At 38.7% G+C, this 18,172-nt stretch carries 14 protein-coding genes; 6 read left to right on the forward strand and 8 right to left on the reverse strand.

Annotated features, from left to right (window positions below):
• Positions 1–195: 195 nt before the first annotated feature.
• Genes glmS through RM549_RS13225 form a run of 3 tightly spaced genes read right to left on the reverse strand, consistent with a single transcriptional unit; the run spans position 196 to position 4,422 of the window.
• Positions 196–2,043 carry a glutamine--fructose-6-phosphate transaminase (isomerizing) gene (gene glmS, locus RM549_RS13215; protein WP_311685590.1) on the reverse strand — a complete coding sequence of 616 codons (1,848 nt, stop codon included), beginning with the start codon at positions 2,041–2,043 and terminating at the stop codon, positions 196–198.
• 5 nt (positions 2,044–2,048) lie between these two features.
• On the reverse strand, positions 2,049–3,599 hold the full coding sequence (bamH, locus tag RM549_RS13220) for a BamH family beta-barrel-assembly machinery protein (RefSeq protein ID WP_311685592.1): 1,551 nt from the start codon (positions 3,597–3,599) through the stop codon (positions 2,049–2,051).
• Positions 3,600–3,609: 10 nt separating this feature from the next.
• On the reverse strand, positions 3,610–4,422 hold the full coding sequence (locus RM549_RS13225) for a glycogen/starch synthase (protein WP_311685594.1): 813 nt from the start codon (positions 4,420–4,422) through the stop codon (positions 3,610–3,612).
• A gap of 110 nt (positions 4,423–4,532) precedes the next feature.
• On the opposite strand from RM549_RS13225, the gene panC reads away from it, so the two are divergent.
• Genes panC through RM549_RS13255 form a run of 6 tightly spaced genes read left to right on the forward strand, consistent with a single transcriptional unit; the run spans position 4,533 to position 10,456 of the window.
• On the forward strand, positions 4,533–5,384 hold the full coding sequence (gene panC, locus RM549_RS13230; protein WP_311685595.1) for a pantoate--beta-alanine ligase: 852 nt from the start codon (positions 4,533–4,535) through the stop codon (positions 5,382–5,384).
• A 10-nt stretch (positions 5,385–5,394) separates the two neighbouring features.
• On the forward strand, positions 5,395–5,745 hold the full coding sequence (panD, locus tag RM549_RS13235; RefSeq protein WP_311685597.1) for an aspartate 1-decarboxylase: 351 nt from the start codon (positions 5,395–5,397) through the stop codon (positions 5,743–5,745).
• Between the two features lie 4 nt (positions 5,746–5,749).
• Positions 5,750–6,715, forward strand: coding sequence for a lysylphosphatidylglycerol synthase transmembrane domain-containing protein (locus tag RM549_RS13240; RefSeq protein WP_311685599.1), 966 nt, complete (start codon positions 5,750–5,752; stop codon positions 6,713–6,715).
• A 35-nt stretch (positions 6,716–6,750) separates the two neighbouring features.
• Complete coding sequence (locus RM549_RS13245) at positions 6,751–7,899, forward strand: alpha/beta hydrolase (RefSeq protein WP_311685601.1); 1,149 nt, start codon at positions 6,751–6,753, stop codon at positions 7,897–7,899.
• Positions 7,900–7,917: 18 nt separating this feature from the next.
• Positions 7,918–9,282 (forward strand): DNA repair protein RadA, encoded by a 1,365-nt coding sequence (gene radA, locus RM549_RS13250; protein ID WP_311685603.1) that lies wholly within the window; start codon positions 7,918–7,920, stop codon positions 9,280–9,282.
• Between the two features lie 43 nt (positions 9,283–9,325).
• Entirely contained in the window at positions 9,326–10,456 is a 1,131-nt protein-coding gene (locus RM549_RS13255; RefSeq protein WP_311685605.1) for a peptidoglycan DD-metalloendopeptidase family protein, read from the forward strand.
• Here the strand turns inward: RM549_RS13255 and RM549_RS13260 are convergent.
• The 5 genes from RM549_RS13260 to RM549_RS13280 form a co-directional block, all read right to left on the reverse strand.
• Positions 10,453–11,484 (reverse strand): NADP(H)-dependent aldo-keto reductase, encoded by a 1,032-nt coding sequence (locus RM549_RS13260; protein ID WP_311685607.1) that lies wholly within the window; start codon positions 11,482–11,484, stop codon positions 10,453–10,455. The two genes, RM549_RS13255 and RM549_RS13260, sit on opposite strands and share 4 nt — an antisense overlap.
• Positions 11,485–11,603: 119 nt before the next feature.
• Positions 11,604–12,557, reverse strand: coding sequence for an OmpA/MotB family protein (locus RM549_RS13265; RefSeq protein ID WP_311685609.1), 954 nt, complete (start codon positions 12,555–12,557; stop codon positions 11,604–11,606).
• An 11-nt stretch (positions 12,558–12,568) separates the two neighbouring features.
• Positions 12,569–13,330, reverse strand: coding sequence for an exodeoxyribonuclease III (locus RM549_RS13270; RefSeq protein ID WP_311685611.1), 762 nt, complete (start codon positions 13,328–13,330; stop codon positions 12,569–12,571).
• 136 nt (positions 13,331–13,466) lie between these two features.
• The gene (locus RM549_RS13275) at positions 13,467–16,430 is read right to left on the reverse strand and encodes a GEVED domain-containing protein (protein WP_311685612.1); all 2,964 of its coding nucleotides are present in this window, start codon (positions 16,428–16,430) and stop codon (positions 13,467–13,469) included.
• A 161-nt stretch (positions 16,431–16,591) separates the two neighbouring features.
• Positions 16,592–18,130 carry a glycine--tRNA ligase gene (locus RM549_RS13280; protein ID WP_311685614.1) on the reverse strand — a complete coding sequence of 513 codons (1,539 nt, stop codon included), beginning with the start codon at positions 18,128–18,130 and terminating at the stop codon, positions 16,592–16,594.
• Between the last annotated feature and the right edge of the window lie 42 nt (positions 18,131–18,172).

An 18,172-nucleotide genomic window follows, 5' to 3' on the forward strand; every position in this document is an offset into this window, starting at 1 on the left:
TCAAAAGTAAAAATCTCCAGTCCCACCAACCATAAAAGAAGTAGGAGCTAAGAAGTAATAGAACATTTCGAGCTACAAGAGCTTTGCTATTTAAATACCAGTATAATATAAAAACTACAGGAAGAAAAACTAAATATTCGACAGAATTAAACAGCATTTACTTCCTATAATTTCTCTAGCTTTTACAGCCAATTTTCACTCTACAGTAACAGATTTAGCCAGATTCCTTGGTTGATCTACATTTTTTCCAAGCATTACTGCTATGTGGTAAGAAAGTAACTGCAACGGAATTGTAGTAAGAAGCGGCGTAAGAGATTCCATGGTCTCCGGTACTTCAATAACATGATCTGCAAGTTCACGAACTTCGGTATCGCCATGAGTCACCACAGCAATTATTTTTCCTTTTCTGGATTTAATCTCCTGGATATTACTTACAACTTTTTCGTAATGTCCTTTCTTGGTAGCAATTACCACCACTGGCATTTGCTCATCGATAAGGGCAATAGGTCCGTGCTTCATTTCTGCTGCGGGATATCCTTCAGCATGTATATAGGAAATCTCTTTTAGTTTTAAAGCTCCTTCCAACGCAACCGGGAAATTAAAACCTCTTCCCAGATAAAGACAATTAGTTGCATTTTTATAAATATCTGCAATTCCACGAATATGCTCGTCAGAATTAAGCGCTTCTTTCACTTTCTCCGGAATTCTTTCCAGCTCCTGCAGATGGAAACGGAAATCTGAATTAGAAATTGTTCCTTTATGCTTCGCAAGCTTTAAAGCCATTAGAGTTAAAACTGTAATTTGTGTGGTAAAAGCTTTAGTTGAAGCCACTCCTATTTCCGGACCGGCATGAGTGTAAGCACCTGCATGCGTTTCCCTTGAAATTGAAGAGCCAACGACATTACACACCCCAAACACAAAAGCACCTTTTTCTTTAGCCAGTTTTATAGCAGCCATAGTATCTGCCGTTTCCCCACTCTGGGAAATAGCAATTACCACATCATTTTCTGAAATTATTGGATTCCTGTACCTAAATTCTGAAGCATATTCTACCTCTACAGGTATCCTTGCAAGGTCTTCGAAAATATATTCTGCAACAAGCCCTGCATGCCATGAGGTTCCGCAGGCAACAATAAGGATTCTTCGGGCATTGGAAATTCGTTCAATATTATCATCTACACCCGCCATTCTAATTATACCCTGGTCTGGTAACATCCTACCCCTATAAGTATCACTTATAGCACTTGGCTGCTCGTAGATCTCTTTAAGCATGAAATGTTCGTAACCTCCTTTTTCTATTTGCTCCAGGTTCATCTGAAGTTCATGAACATAAGGATCCACAAGTGCGTCATCTTTAATTTTTCTAATTTTCACTCCTTTATGAAGACGAACAACTGCCATCTCACCATCTTCCAGGTAAATTGCGTTGTTTGTGAATTCAATAAAAGGAGAAGCATCTGACGCTACAAAGAATTCTTCTTCGCCAACACCTATTGCAAGAGGGCTACCCAACCTTGCGACCACTATTTCATCTGGTTTATTCTTATCAAAAACCGCAATTGCATAAGCACCAATTGTTTGGTTTAGCGCTATTTGCACTGCCTTGCCGAGTTTAACCCCTTCCTTTAGTTTTACATCTTCAATAAGGTTAACAAGAACCTCCGTATCTGTTTCACTCTTAAAGCTGTAACCTCGTTTTTTAAGTTCCTTTTTAAGAGAATCGTAATTTTCTATAATTCCGTTATGAATTATCACAAGGTCTCCGGAATTTGAATAGTGTGGATGGGAATTCACATCATTGGGCTCCCCATGAGTAGCCCAACGTGTATGACCAATTCCTACATTTCCAGATAAATCAATGGAATTTTCCATTTTCTCTTTGAGGTCTGAAACTTTTCCTTTTGTCTTACAAAGCTTAAGTTCACCCTCCTCAAATAAGGCAATTCCGGCGCTATCATACCCACGGTATTCTAATCGCTGAAGTCCTTTTAAAACTATGGGATAAGCATCCCTGTGGCCAATATAACCTACAATTCCACACATAATTCTTATTCGTTTGTTTCTGTATAATAAATTCTTAGCTTCAGCCTTTTTTCTTCATCCTCAGATCTGTTTCCATGCAAAACAGTTCCAAGCGGAGTCAATGCCGAAGTTAGGGGCACTCTATTTATAGTATCATTTTCAGATCCTCTTACTGCAGCGTTTGCCGTAATATTAATATTAGGTGTAACTACAAGCCCAAGACGCACATTAGTGGAATCTTTATTGAGAATGTTGTTTACGTGCTGAGTTATACGTAGTGTGTATTTTACACCGCTACCATCCTCATCCCTTTCCAGGCGTGTAGAATGACTTGTTACAGAGTTTAGGGGATTTGTATTACTTCCACCAGTGTCATACGTATAATCAATCAATCTTCTGTTATTGTTTAAATCATAAAGATAAATACGTTCCGGTTCATTTACTCCTTCAGTCATATCCTGATTAACATAAAAATTAAGATTTGCCTCGTTTACCAGCCAATTGTTCTGCTTTAATTCTTCAAGTTCAGCAGCATCTGAGAATAAAGTAATAATCGCCATACTACCTTCAGCTCCTTTGATGTAAAGATTCTCGGCACCACCCTGGCTTCCGGAGCTTTGAATAGCCTGCAAAACCTCATCGGGATATTCACCTTCAAAAGTATTCACGACATTGTTACCAAAGTTTAGTTTAAAGCTCCTTCTTGCTCTAGTAGTTTCCTCCTCCTCATTTGTAGGTGCGCGATCATATTTATAATAAAGAGTTATTCCTGCTCCACTTGCTGCAAGGTTGAGCAACATCATACTACCATCATTATTAACAGCTTCAGCCTTTATAAAAAGTCCTCTCAGGTAATTTCTGAAATTATCATTGTTTGCAAGTTCAGAAGCACCTTGTTTGTCTAAGATTTTTTGCTGAAAAAATTCAACAGGTAATTTCATTCTTAAAGCTGGTGGAGAAACGACTGTATCAGATTCCACTCCTCCAGCAGTAGGTTCATAAGAAACAATCGGTTGAGCTGAAGGTCGATAATTGCCATTTTGATACAAGGTGTCTCCCTGTATATATTGTTCAAACAATTCCTGCTGATCGGAATAATATTTTTGCCTTTGTTCAAAATTACTTCCGGGATCAAGATTATTCAGGTAGTAACCCGATTCATATACAGAAATCTTAAAAGGAGCATTTCCATAAATGGAATCCAGCTTATACTGATGTTCAGCATCTTCTACAGCCTGGCTGAAAAATGGAATATTAAGTACTACGCTGTCCAGCACCGGCTCATCACCAAAAGTGGGATTCCCATTGGCCAGAGAAACCTGGGCCAAAATACTTGCTTCTGTTAGACCATAAATCTCATTATGGTACGCTCCCAAAAGATGGTTTGGCAAAATGTTGGTTTGAACAGATTTAATTTTTCTCGACCACGCGGTTACGTCTACTTCCCGGTAATCAACCTCTGTAGGATTTCCTATTACTTCACCTCCAATATCGCTATAATCCTCATCGCAGGCTATAAAACAAAAAATAACAACAAGGGCTGTTGCTATTTTTAAAGTCACTCTTTCAAAATTCATTCGCTGTTTTTTACTGTTTCAAAACTTTTGTAGCATAAAAGTCCTGGTAAGCCTGAGTAAATTCCTCTCTGTTTTTATATGGCAAAACAGGCTTATTTAATCTATTTACATACGCTTTAAGATCCTCCGGCACATTATCACCACTAATAATAATGGCATCAGAGTTATCCACAGCCGTTTTTATAAGGTTAACGTAATTTGGCTCTGCCAAATGCTCTACACTCTCATCTTCCATTCCATCAAACAAAACTTTTTCCTGCATATCTGTACTTAACGTCTCATCGAAACTTTGATTGTATATAGAGGTAACAATTCTTGCATTGCTAAACAGAGGCTCATTTCCGTAATAATTCCGAAGGTATAAAGGAAGAAGGGAAGCCAGCCAGCCATGGACATGAATTATATCTGGAGACCAGTTTAATTTTTTCACCGTTTCAATCACTCCCTTTGCAAAAAAAATTGCACGCTCATCATTGTCATCAAATAAATTCCCCTCCTCATCGGTGAGCGTAGCTTTTCTTTTAAAATAATCTTCATTATCGATAAAATAAACCTGCATCCTCTCCTTTGGAATAGATGCCACTTTGATTATCAAGGGCATATCCAGATCATTTATTACAAGATTGATTCCTGAAAGTCGAATTACTTCATGTAATTGATGACGCCTTTCGTTTATATTCCCAAACCTCGGCATAAAAATTCGAATTTGTCCTCCCTGGTTATTCACCATTTTAGCGGCTTCAAAAGAGGTGGATGAAATGTCAGTTTCAGGCAGGTAGGGTATAACTTCAGAGGAGACGTACAATACTCTCTTATCTTTCATAAAATCTTTGCTTTAATTGCGATTGCGAATAAAAAACACGCAAAATTACAAAAATTTATGCAGATTGCCAGTAATATATTAAGTTTGCACGCTGTTAATTTTATAATAAAGTGCAGATATTTAAGGAAAAACAACCGCTAATTGCCACCCTCCAGAGTTACAAATCTACCGGGAACACTCTAGGGTTAGTCCCTACAATGGGAGCCCTACACCAAGGACACTTATCTCTCGTAAAGCAGGCTCTGCAGGAGTGTGAAATAGTGGTCGTAAGTATTTTCGTAAATCCTACGCAATTCGACAACCCGAACGACCTGGAAAAATACCCGAGAACTCTGGAGCAGGATATAAATTTGTTAAAACAGGCTCACGACAATATAATTGTTTTTGCCCCAAATGCGAGTGAATTGTACGGAGATAAAGTTATTTCAGAACAATTTGACTTTCAGGGTCTGGAAAATGTAATGGAGGGTAAATACAGAAACGGCCATTTTGACGGTGTAGGCACTATTATTAAACTGTTTTTTACAATAATTGAACCTGATAAGGCTTTCTTTGGGGAGAAAGATTTCCAACAACTTCAGATTATCAGGAAATTAACCGAAATACTTGAATTACCGGTGGAGATTGTTGGTTGTCCTATAGAAAGGGAGGAATCGGGTCTTGCAAGAAGTTCCAGAAATGAACGACTAAGCAGTTTAAGCAGGGAAAAAGCAGCGTTTATTTATAACACCCTGCTAAAATCCAGAGAGCTTTTTGGCACAAAAAGTGCAGATTATGTGACCCAATGGGTTATAGATGAATTTAAGAACCATCCTTTTTTGGAACTGGAATATTTTGAAATTGCAGATACCCGAACATTGAAAAAAGCCAACCGAAAACAAAAAGGGGCAAATTACAGGGCTTTTATTGCAGCGTATGCTGATGATATTAGGTTAATAGACAACATGCCTTTAAACAATTAATTTCTTGAAAATGCAGGTGCACGTAGTAAAATCAAAAATTCACCGGGTAAAAGTTACCGGAGCCGACCTCAATTATATTGGAAGCATTACTATAGATGAAGATCTTATGGAAGCGGCCAATATTATTGAAGGCGAAAAAGTGCAGATCGTGAATAATAATAATGGCGAAAGACTGGAAACCTATGTTATTCCCGGCCCCAGAAATTCCGGAGAAATAACCTTAAATGGTGCTGCTGCAAGAAAAGTGGCGAAAGGGGATATCCTGATTCTAATTGCTTACGCCATTATGGACTTTGAAGAAGCTAAAAGTTTTAAGCCTTCCCTTGTCTTTCCAAATGAAGACACAAATTTATTGACCTGATCTTTTGAAAAAGAGGACCATCAAATTATTAAAAATTATCATCCCCCTTTCGCTGGGGATTTTTTTAATTTGGTATTCTCTTCAAAGCGCTACACCTTCGGAACGTGAGGAATTGCTTGATAATATTTTAACTGCCAACCCTTTTTGGATAATGCTTTCTATGACCTTTGGAGCTTTATCCCATCTTTCCAGGGCATACAGGTGGAAGTTCCTTCTTGAACCATTAGGCTATACTCCAGGTCTTGCAAATAGTTTTATGGCTGTTATGGTAGGATATCTTGCAAACTTCGGCATTCCAAGATCAGGCGAAGTCTTACGCGCTGTCACTCTTTCTTCTTATGAAAAAGTCCCCTTTGAAAAAGGGTTTGGGACAATAATTTCTGAAAGAATAGCAGACATGCTAATCCTTCTACTCATTGTAGCTGTTACAATTGCATTACAAACAGATAATCTTTTAACCTATTTTGAAGTTAATAACATAAATCCCTTAGTGAGCATCGGGATATTATTTGTATTAGTTTTTATAGGCGTTCTGGTTCTGCAATTTATCAAAAGGTCCCAATGGTCTATTGCTATGAAAGTTAGGGAATTAGCAAAAGGGCTATTGGAGGGCATGAAAAGCATTCTAAAGATGAGGAAGAAATGGGAATTTATCCTGCATACCATCTTTATCTGGGTAATGTATGTACTAATGTTCTATGTTATCGTCTTCACTGTTCCCGAAACTGCTAATGCCAGTGTAGGTGCGGTAATGGCGGCTTTTGTAGTTGGATCTTTTGCAATTTCTGCCACCAACGGGGGAATTGGCGTTTATCCTGTAGCAATTGGTGCGATTTTAATGCTTTACGGAATAAGTAAACAAGGTGGTGAAGCCTTTGGCTGGATCTTATGGGGTTCACAAACATTGATGGTACTCGTCTTTGGAGGGCTGTCCTTCATTATTTTGCCACTTTTAAACCGAAAGAAATAATCCCTATCTTGCCATTATTAACCTATCTATAACCTATGATGAAAAAACTACTTATGCTTGTGGTTCTGGTATTCCCCATTATCAGTTCCGCACAAATTATTTATGAAACGGTTTCCTCTGCAAAATTGCAGGAAACACGTGAAATTAAAATTCAGCTACCCCGCAATTACGAGGAAAATAAGGAAAAACATTATCCGGTGGTTGTGGTACTTGACGGGGATTATCTTTTTGAACCTGTAGCGGGAATTGTGGATTACTACTCTTACTGGGAAAATATCCCGGAGATGATTGTGGTAGGCGTTAATCAGGCAGGCCTACGAAATGAAGATGCAGGCTACGACAATGAGCGTTTTTTACCCGCAGATAAAGGAGCTGCTTTCTTTGAATTTCTTGGAATGGAACTTTTAAAAAGCATGGATGAAAAATACAGGACAGCACCTTTCCAAATTATTGTTGGCCATGATCTTACTGCAAATTTTTTAAATTATTATTTGCTTAAACCTGAACCAATTTTTGAAGGATATATAAGCCTTAGTCCAGACCTTGCTCCCGAAATGGCAAACAGAATAACTAATATTCTTTCTAAAACCGAAAGCAAAAGGTGGTATTACATGGCTACAGGAAGTGAAGACATCCCCCAGCTAAAAGAAAGTATACTTTCTCTTAATAATCAAATTAACGGTTTGGACAACGATCTGGTGTTCTATAAATTTGACAATTTTGATAATGCCAGTCATTATTCCCTTGTAGGAAGAGCAATTCCTTCAGCAATAGAAAGTATCTTCAATGTTTACAGTCCTATTTCTCAAAAAGAGTATAATGAAGTTCTTTTACAAACCTCAATTTCTCCTTCTGAATATCTCATTGAGAAATATAAATCTATTGAAGAACTTTTTGGTCTTGAAAAACAAATTAGATTAAATGATTTTCTTGCTATCCACCAGGCCATTGAAAAAACAAGAAGATGGGAAGAATATGATGAACTAAGCAAACTTGCCAGCGAACATTTCCCTGGCACAATGCTCGGCACTTATTTTGAAGCTCGTTATGAAGAAGAAACGGGGAACCCTAAAAGAGCAATGAAGACTTATCAAAACGCATACGGTCAGGAAAAAATTGCTTTTTTGGACGTTGATTTTATGCTAGAAAAAGCAAACGCTATAAAAAGAGATTTTGGTTATTAAACTAATGAAGAATTGTAAATGGCAAAAGTAAAAACTACATTCTATTGCCAGAATTGCGGGGCACAATATTCTAAGTGGCAGGGCAGATGTACTTCATGCAATGAATGGAACACAATTGTAGAAGAAGTTGTTCAGAAACCCGACCCTAAAGACTGGAAGTCCCCTGCTGCAAAGGAGGCAAAGAGGACTTCCAGACCTTTAAAAATTGCCGAAATAGAAAATTCCCCTCAAAACAGATGGAAAACCGGAAACAATGAATTGGACCGCGTACTTGGAGGCGGTCTTGTTCCCGGCTCCCTTACACTTTTGGGTGGAGAGCCAGGAATTGGAAAAAGTACACTTTTATTGCAAATTTCACTTCAACTTAAATTGAAGGTGTTATATGTTTCGGGAGAGGAAAGCCAGCAGCAAATTAAAATGCGGGCAGAACGTATAGATCCCAATCCCGCGAACTGCTATATTCTTACCGAAACAAAAACGCAAAACATATTTAGGCAAATAGAGGCGATTTCTCCCGAAGTTGTTATTATTGATTCCATACAAACCCTTCATAGCGATTATATTGAAAGTTCACCGGGAAGTATTTCACAAATAAGGGAATGCACCGCAGAACTTATAAAATTTGCAAAAGAGAGTGGCGTTCCGGTTATTCTAATTGGACATATTACTAAGGAAGGAAGTATTGCCGGTCCGAAAGTACTGGAGCATATGGTAGATACCGTTCTTCAATTTGAAGGAGACCGTAACCACGTTTACAGGATTCTAAGGGCACATAAGAATAGATTCGGTTCTACGCATGAGCTGGGAATTTATGAAATGCAGGGCAGCGGACTTAGAGAAGTGAGTAATCCATCGGAAATCCTTATTTCGAAAAATGATGAAGATCTTAGCGGAACCGCCATTGCCGCAACACTGGAAGGTATGCGCCCTTTAATGATTGAAATTCAAGCGCTGGTAAGCACAGCAGTATATGGTACTCCCCAGCGTTCTACTACAGGCTACAATGCCAAAAGGCTCAATATGATACTTGCAGTACTGGAAAAACGCGCTGGTTTTAAACTAGGTGCAAAAGATGTCTTTCTAAATATTACCGGAGGTATTTCAGTCGATGATCCCGCAATAGACCTGGCTGTGGTAGCGGCTATCCTCTCTTCTAATGAAGACATTGCAGTAGAAAAAAATGTTTGTTTTGCTGCAGAAGTGGGATTGGCAGGAGAAATACGACCTGTAACCCGTGTTGAACAGCGCATAATTGAAGCCGAAAAACTGGGATTTGGAAAAATTTTAATTTCAAAACAAAGTAAAGTTCCAAAAACCAATTATAGCATTCAAATTATTAAATTAGCAAAAATTGAAGATGTCGTAACCCATTTATTTGAATAAAAATGGCATAATTAATGTTCTTAAGCTGCTGAAAAGTAATTATATGCGAGTAATAAAATTATTAGTAATATTAACAGCGGTAATTCTTACAGGCTGTTCCCAGCTTAACAAAGCTTCAGATTATATAGCAAATCCCACTGCAAAAGAAGTTTATAAAAGAGATTTTAATCTTTCAGATACCCTCTTTACCCTTTGGGAAAATCAGGTTGATCTTGCCTTAGAAGATAGTATTCAGGTTGAATTGCCATATGCCGAAAAAGGCAAATTTCTTCCCCGCACCTTTCCTGTGTACTCTTACGAAATAGCATTAACTCCCGGAGAACTTTTTAATCTGGAAATTGAAACCGATTCTATTAAAGAACTTGTTTTTATTGATGTTTTCAGAAAAACTGAAGACTCTCTTAATCCTTACAAAAAACTTGAGAGTGCAGAATTTGGTGAGAAACAATTCACCTTTGAAGCCAAGAGCAAAGGAAAATACAAAATTGTAATTCAACCTGCTATTGAGGCAAATTCTCCTTTTTTATTAAAAATGATAAAGAGTCCAGTCTATCTCTTTCCTGTCGCATCTTATTCAAACTCGGCTATTCAAAGCTTTTGGGGAGCGCAGCGGGATGGTGGAGCAAGAAACCATGAAGGTATTGATATATTTGCAGAGCGAGGCACTCCCGTTGTTGCAGCCACTTCTGGTCGCATAACTTATACCGGTGAAAAAGGTCTTGGCGGGAAACAGGTTTGGTTAAGAGATGGTCGCAGAGGACAGTCGCTGTATTATGCTCATCTGGACAGTATTAATCTCGTTTCCGGAAGCGTAAAGGTAGGAGACACTTTAGGTTTTGTGGGAAATACCGGGAATGCCAAAACCACACCGCCACACCTCCATTTCGGTATTTATAAAAATTTTCAGGGTGCAATAGATCCGCTTAACTTTGTTTTTCTTCCAGAGCCATTAAACCTTGATGATCTTGAGGATGAGATACCACATAAGATCCTTACCAAAGCTGTTACAGCAAACCTTAGGAACAAACCAACAACTTCGGGATCAAAAATTATTGGCTCTTCCAAAGCACAGGATACACTGCAGATTCTAGGAAAGTCAAAAGACTGGTATCATATTAGAACGCCTGAAAACAAAGCTTCGTTTATTCACCAAAGCCTTGTAAAACCTATTTAAGGCGCAGGATTTGATATCGCTTTGTGCACCTCTTCAATTTCCTGAAGGATCTCTTCGGAAAGGTTTACATTGATGCTTTCGATATTCTCACTTAACTGATCTATTGTTGTAGCTCCAATAATATTACTGGTCACGAAACGCTGCTTATTGATAAAAGCCAAAGCTAAATGGGTAAGGCCGATATTGTGCTTTTTTGCGATGTCGTTATAAGCCTTTGTTGCTTTAACTGCTTCTTCTCCTGAATACCTCTTGTACTGGGGAAATAAACTTAATCTTGTATTTTCCTTAATCCCATCAAGATGCTTACCTGTTAAGACTCCCATTCCCAATGGAGAATAAGGCAACAGTCCCACATTTTCCCGATGAAGTATCTCGGTAAGGCCAATCTCATCCTTTCGGTTTAAAAGATTATATGGATTTTGTACTGTTATCACCTTAGGCAAGCCAGTTTTACTCTCCTCAAGGAATCTCATTAAACCAAATGGAGTTTCATTAGACAAGCCTATATGCCTGATTTTTCCGGCTTTGATCATCTGATCCAGATTCTCCAGAACCTCTCTGAAATTATCCTCCCACTCCTCTTCTTCATGTGTATAACCTTTTTTTCCGAAGAAGTTTGTTTGTCGTTCCGGCCAATGTAGCTGATAGAGGTCTATATAATCTGTCTGCAGTCGTTTCAGACTCTTATTTACAGCCTCTTCTACAGCTTCTTTATGATAACCAAGCCTGGGTCTGATATGAATTACCATTTCTGCCGGTCCTGCTACTTTTGAAGTAAGAACCACATCTTCCCTTCTACCTGTTTTCTTGAGCCACCTTCCGATTATTTCTTCAGTTCTTCCCTGGGTTTCCGGCTTTGCAGGAACAGGATACATTTCTGCAGCATCCAGAAAATTCACTCCCTGTTCCAGAGCATAATTGATCTGTTCGTGACCTTCGGCTTCAGTATTTTGCTCACCCCAGGTCATGGTGCCCAGGCATATTCTACTAACTTTTATATCAGTATTAGGTAAGGTGGTATATTTCATTTTGTTAACTTCTAAAAATCATGCTGCCAGTTCACTTTACATCATCAACTACTCATTAGTTTGGCTTTATTCCTTCCGGAATCACTGATTCGCATTATATCTTCTATTGGAAGTTTTTGTTATTCGGTTTCATTAAGTAAACGTGTTACCTCATCCAGCTTTGGTGTGAGAATAACCTCTATTCTCCGATTTTTTGCTCTTCCTTCAGCAGTATCGTTGCTGGCAATTGGTGCATATTCCCCTCTTCCGGCTGCAGTAAGGTTCTGCGGATCGATTTTACCATTCTCCTTCAGAATTTGCACAATAGAAGTTGCTCGTTTTGTAGAAAGATCCCAGTTGTCGGTTAACGGACCGCTTCCACCGTAAGGCACATTATCGGTATGTCCTTCAATTAGCACCGCGATATCCGGATTTTGAGCCAGCACTTCCCCCAGCTGCTGAACTGCTCTCTTTCCTTCAGAATTTACTGCCCAGCTTCCGGAGCCAAACAGCAACTTATTTTCCATGGAAACGTATACTTTTCCATCGCGCTGTTCTACAGTAAGTCCTTTTCCTTCAAAATTAGTAAGTGCCTTGGAAATAGCTTCTTTTAAAGCGTTCATTTTAGCATCTTTTGCAGCGATGAGTCCTTCAAGTTCATCTATGCGGTTGGAACGGGCCTGCAAATCCTTCTGAAGCTTTTCCAGTCTTATTTGTTCAGCTGCCAGTGCATTTTCTTTTTCCTCCAATTGAGCAAGTAACTCCCGGTTTTGTCTGGAATTTTCAGCAATAGCAGCAGAGCTATTCTGCTCCAAAGCGTCATACGAATTTTTCAAATTATCGTACTTAGATTGAAGGGAAGAAAGGCTTTCAGCTAGTTTATTTCGTTCTGCAGTTAAATTTTTATGCTCTTCCTGCAACGTATTATATGCTGTTTCCATTTTTCTGTACCGCTCCAGATCTACAGACATTTCCCTGTTTTCACGTTTAAGATCGGAATGCTGATTCTCGAGCTCCCCATATTTTTTAGAAGAAACACACGAGCTTAATATTAAAGACATTGCAGCTATGATAAAGAAATATTTTTTAACCATTTCTATAATTTTTATTCCAACTCAATTAAAACCGGACAGTGATCACTGTGATATGCCTCAGGTAATATAACGGCGCGCTTCATTTTTTCTTGTAAGGGTGCTGAAACAAGATTATAATCTATACGCCAACCTTTATTGTTATTCCTGGCATTTGCACGATAACTCCACCAGGAATAGTTATCTCCTTCTTCATTAAAGTACCGGAAGGAGTCTATAAAGCCACTTTTCATAAAGTTATTAATCCATTTTCTTTCTTCCGGAAGAAATCCCGAAACGTTCTTTAGTCGAACAGGATCGTGAATATCAATAGCTTCATGACAAATATTGTAATCTCCGCAAATAACGAGATTTGGAATTTCAAGTTTCAGCTTATCAACATACTTCTGAAAATCTGCCATGTACTGAAATTTGTGATCCAGCCTTTTAATGTTTGTTCCCGAAGGAAGGTAAAGGCTCATCACCGAAAAATTCTCAAAATCTACTCGCAGATTCCTCCCTTCAAAGTCCATATAGTCTATACCGGTACCATATTCTACATGCAGAGGTTCTACTTTACTAAGAATCGCAACCCCGCTATAGCCTTTTTTTTGCGCAGGATACCAGTAATGGTAGGGATAGCCCGCTTCTTCAAATTCTTCAAGGTTTAATTGATCTGGATTAGCTTTTATTTCCTGAAGACAAATAACATCGGGACTGGCTTGTTGCAGCCATTCCAGAAACCCCTTTCTAATTGCTGCCCTAATACCATTAACATTGTAAGAAATAATTCGCATCTAGTATGTTCAGATTTTTGCAAAAATAATTTTATTCGAAACATCTGCAAACCCTCAGACTGGTGAATCTAATGAAGAAGAAAAAAGCCTATTGTAAAAATCTTCTGCACTTACACATAAGAGATTATTTTTGATCTTACTTTACAATAAACCGCTTCACTTTTCCAAATTCCCTTGTACCCACCCTTACAAGGTAAACTCCTCTTGCGGCATAAGACATATCAAGATCATAGACATAACCGTACCCGTTATTCTCTATCTGGTTTTCAATAAGCTTTTGCCCCAGCATATTATGAACGGTAATTCTCAGCGTTTCATCATAATCTGTTTCAATGGCCACACGATATTGTCCATTTTCACCATTAACTACAAGAAGTTCTGCTTCATTAAGTATAAAATCCTCAATATTTAAAGTACTGTCGGTAACGTTTACAGAATAGTCGTGTGTTGTACCATAATCCATTACTTCACATGGATTATTAAGGCTTCCTTCAAAATTCGTATCTCCTGCTCTTACTCTTAAAAGATGTTGACCAAGAGCAGCATCATCAGGAAGGGTAAATTCTACAGAAAGCGCTGTATTGGCTCTGGGAATTACCTCAGAACTTATAAATCTCTCATCATTATCAAAAACAGCATCATCATCCAGGTCAATCCACATAGAAAACTGTTCCCTTTCCTCTTCTGCAAACAAAGATTTTACAGTAACCGTAAAGGTGCCTTGTGAGCGATCCAATGTTGCGTTGGAGCCAATAAAATCTATGTAACCATTCCCACAGGGAATACGTTCATTTAAAATTTCTTCCAATTCGAAATAAAAAAGTCCGTCTCCATAAGAACAATCCGAACCTTCGGGAATACAATTAAGATTAGCAATAGATTTTACAGTGGGATCATTGGTAGGATTGAAATCTTCTTCAAGATGTGTTCTGGCGGTAATCCGGTAACTTCCCGAAGGACTAAGATCTGCTGGCTGATTAAAAGTATATACTTCATTTTCTCCAACTTCTACAGTCCCCTCAAAAATTTCCTTTACCGGAATATTATTTCCAACCTGGTAAGAAACAGGGAAATTAGATTGTGGCTCCCCTCCAAAATTTTCAATAGTAATACTAACCACCTCTGTAGACGCTAAATTTTGTCCGGTAACAGGCACATCTATAGAAGTTACACCTACATCCCTGGGCGGCAGATTTTTTATTTGAGCTATTAGAACATCATTTTCAGTATCCTGATCATTATTTAAACCGGTACTAAAAACAACTTCATAGGTTTCTCCAATTTCTGAAAAATCTGCAGGTTCAGAAAAGGTGAAGTCAACCGATTCGGTTGCCGCAATGCTTTCAGTAAAAGTTTCTGTAACTGTTTGTCCCCCATTTACAGTATAGCTAACAGGAAAACCAGATTGTGCATTAGAACCAAAATTTCTTATTCTGATGGTAATCTCTTCAGCATTTCCCAAAGTCGCATCTTGAGGAGTTACGCGCCCTGTTACTCCTACATCATTGCCATTATCGGCTGCAATTCTAAAAACCCCTACACGATTTTTACGATTCACGCCTTCGAAGTACTCAGCATTATGCCAGAAAGTTAAATCATCTTCAGGATCTACAGAGAGATGAGCATAATCGCCATACCTGCTGTTAGGGTCAGGATCTTCTCCTTCAACTATAGTCTGCTCCTCCAGAGTCATCAACCCTAATTCATCGTTTGCATACCTTCCGGTATATCTTATGGATGGAAAAATAGGCGTTTCAGGGCTATCATCCAGGATGGTAAACCCAAGACCAATATTACCCTGTCCATCAATTCCTATACTCCCGCTAAACCTGTCACTTTTATCCGGCGCATAGGTCCCTTCCTGATAAACCGACCATAATCCACCATTGACCTCCTGCCTAAGCTCATACCACCTGATACCGGCATGTTCTGCAGCAGTGGGGTCCACGTCTACAACAAAATTCATTACTACAGAAGTATGTGTATCAAAACGTCTATACTGCGTCATATACATCATTGTCGCCTGGAGTGCATCAATCTCGGGAGCATTACCAGGCTGAGAAAGGTTGCTGAAGGAGCCACCGTCAAAAGTCGCCATAAAAGGTGAAACACCATCTGCCTGCCCAAGCTCCTGTGATTCTGAAATTTCTGAAGAAGAAGGATTATCCCAATTCATATTAATCAGCCAGATTTTTAAATGGTCTTCAATAACACCTGCCCATGCATCATCCTGCATAAAAACAATTGGTGCATTTCCTCGGGGCGGCGAAATATCTCCTATGGCATGAAAACCCGCCGGACTGTAAAATCCATTTGTACGGATTCCAGGCAAAGGAAAAGATACAATTCCTGCAGTCTCTCCCTTTAACATCTGGTCCCGTTCAACCACGTAAATAACCTGACTTTGATCTGCAGTACTTGCATTTTTATTGGTGGTAATATAATAACCATCACCCCAGACTGAGATTTTAGGATAATCCGGCAGCACTCCATTTGTTGTAAATCTGTAAGTAAACCAGCCATCATTTAAAGGATCCGGACCACGGGAAACAGCTATAAGAAAACTTTCTGGAGTATCACTAAATTGACTTATTAAAAATCGGTCTGCAAATTCGTCATAAACCACAATAGGATCACCCAAAGTTTCATTGGCAAATTCCCCACCGATACTTGCTAAAGATGCAGGCGGCAATAACTGATTTCCACTTTTGTCCCAAATTGAAAAAGCCGAATTCCACGCATTTACGTAGTGATTAGGGCCGATAGAACCAGTAGGGTCTGAAGGTGTTGATCTTGTACTTACAGCTTCGTAGGACAATATTGGTGCTTTTGAAGGCACCTCCCCCATTTTATTTTGTAAGGCAGGATCTATAGTTTTAGGCAATCCTTTTCCCGGAACTATAGAATTAATACCACGGTTTCGTGGATTAAATACTTTAAATTCTGAAGAAGGAGCTATTAATTTGCCTTTAGACAGCGCCCCTGAAGCTACAGCCCTGGCAGAATCTACATAAACAGGACCTGAAATTTGTTTATTTTGTGCTTCTACATCAGGATGAAAAAGGAATAGGAGAACTAAAAGATAAAGTAAATTTTTCATTGTATATGGGATCCCCTTCTTTAAGAAATCAATGCTGTTTTCGACTAAAAGAAGAAAGCTAAAGTTAATAATATAATTCAGAAATTTCTTACTTATCTCTTCAGACTCTTTACCGAAGATTTATAACGGTTAATAATAACTATATAATGAAACAGGAAATTCTAACTTTCGAGCCAGCTTCTAAAATCCGTTTCTTTTCTTATAATTGCCGATAATTGCGAAATTTCAACCCTCTTTTGCTCCATAGAATCCCTAAATCTAACGGTAACCTTTTTATCTTCAAGAGAATCGTGATCTACAGTGATACAAAGAGGCGTTCCTGCAGCATCCTGGCGCCGGTATCTTCTACCAATAGCATCCTTTTCATCAAATTGAATATTAAATTCCCATCTTAATTCATCAAAAATTTCCTGGGCAAGTTCTGGCAAGCCGTCTTTCTTCACCAAAGGCAAAATTGCTGCTTTTGTTGGGGCAAGTACGGCCGGAAGTTTTAAAACTGTCCTGCTACTGCCATCTTCCAGCTCTTCTTCTTTTAAAGATGCCGCAAGTACAGAAAGGAACATCCTGTCCAGCCCAATGGAAGTTTCAATTACGTAAGGCACATAATTCTCCTTCAGTTCAGGATCATAAAATCGCAATTTTTTACCCGAATGTTCTTCGTGAGCTTTTAAATCAAAATCTGTACGGGAATGGATTCCCTCAAGCTCTTTAAATCCAAACGGATAATCAAATTCTATATCTGCCGCTGCATTGGCATAGTGAGCAAGTTTATCGTGATCATGAAAACGGTAATTTTCCTCTCCAAGCCCTAACGATAAATGCCATTTTAGACGCACCTCTTTCCAGTGCTCATACCACTTTAATTCTTCTCCCGGACGAACAAAAAACTGCATTTCCATTTGCTCAAACTCCCTCATTCTAAAAATAAACTGCCGCGCTACAATTTCATTTCTGAAAGCTTTTCCTATTTGTGCAATTCCAAAAGGGATTTTCATCCTTCCTGTTTTTTGTACGTTAGAAAAGTTAACGAAAATTCCCTGTGCAGTTTCAGGACGAAGATATAGTTGAGTTGCAGAATCTGCTGAAGCCCCTAATTTGGTTCCAAACATTAAATTAAATTGCCTTACATCTGTCCAGTTTTTGGAACCTGTCTCAGGATCGGCAATTTCAAGTTCTTCAATAAGCGATTTTACATCAGCAAGATCTTCATTTGTTAAAGATCTGCCCAAACGTTCCAGGATTTCTTTCCGATCACCTAAATATCTTTTTACCCGCGGATTGGTAGCTTTGTATTGCTCCTCGTCAAATTCTTCTCCAAAACGTTTTTTTGTTTTATCTATCTCCTTTTGTGCTTTTTGCAACAGCTTTTCAGCATGATCTTCTACAAGCACATCTGCGCGGTAACGCCGTTTGGAATCTTTATTATCAATTAAGGGATCGTTAAAAGCATCGACATGTCCAGAGGCTTTCCAGGTAGTAGGGTGCATTAAAATTGCAGCATCTATGCCCACAATATTCTGGTGCATCTGCACCATACTTTTCCACCAGTACTCCTTGATGTTTTTCTTTAATTCCGCACCGTTTTGACCATAGTCATAAACTGCGCTCAACCCATCGTATATTTCGCTTGATGCAAAAATATACCCATACTCTTTAGCATGGGATATTACATTCTTGAATAAATCTTCGTTTTTTGCCATAGAGCAAAAATAAAAAAACCGCCCTGATATACACCAAGGCGG

Origin of the sequence: Autumnicola patrickiae, from assembly GCF_031846525.1 — a bacterium.
Lineage (GTDB): Bacteria > Bacteroidota > Bacteroidia > Flavobacteriales > Flavobacteriaceae > Autumnicola > Autumnicola patrickiae.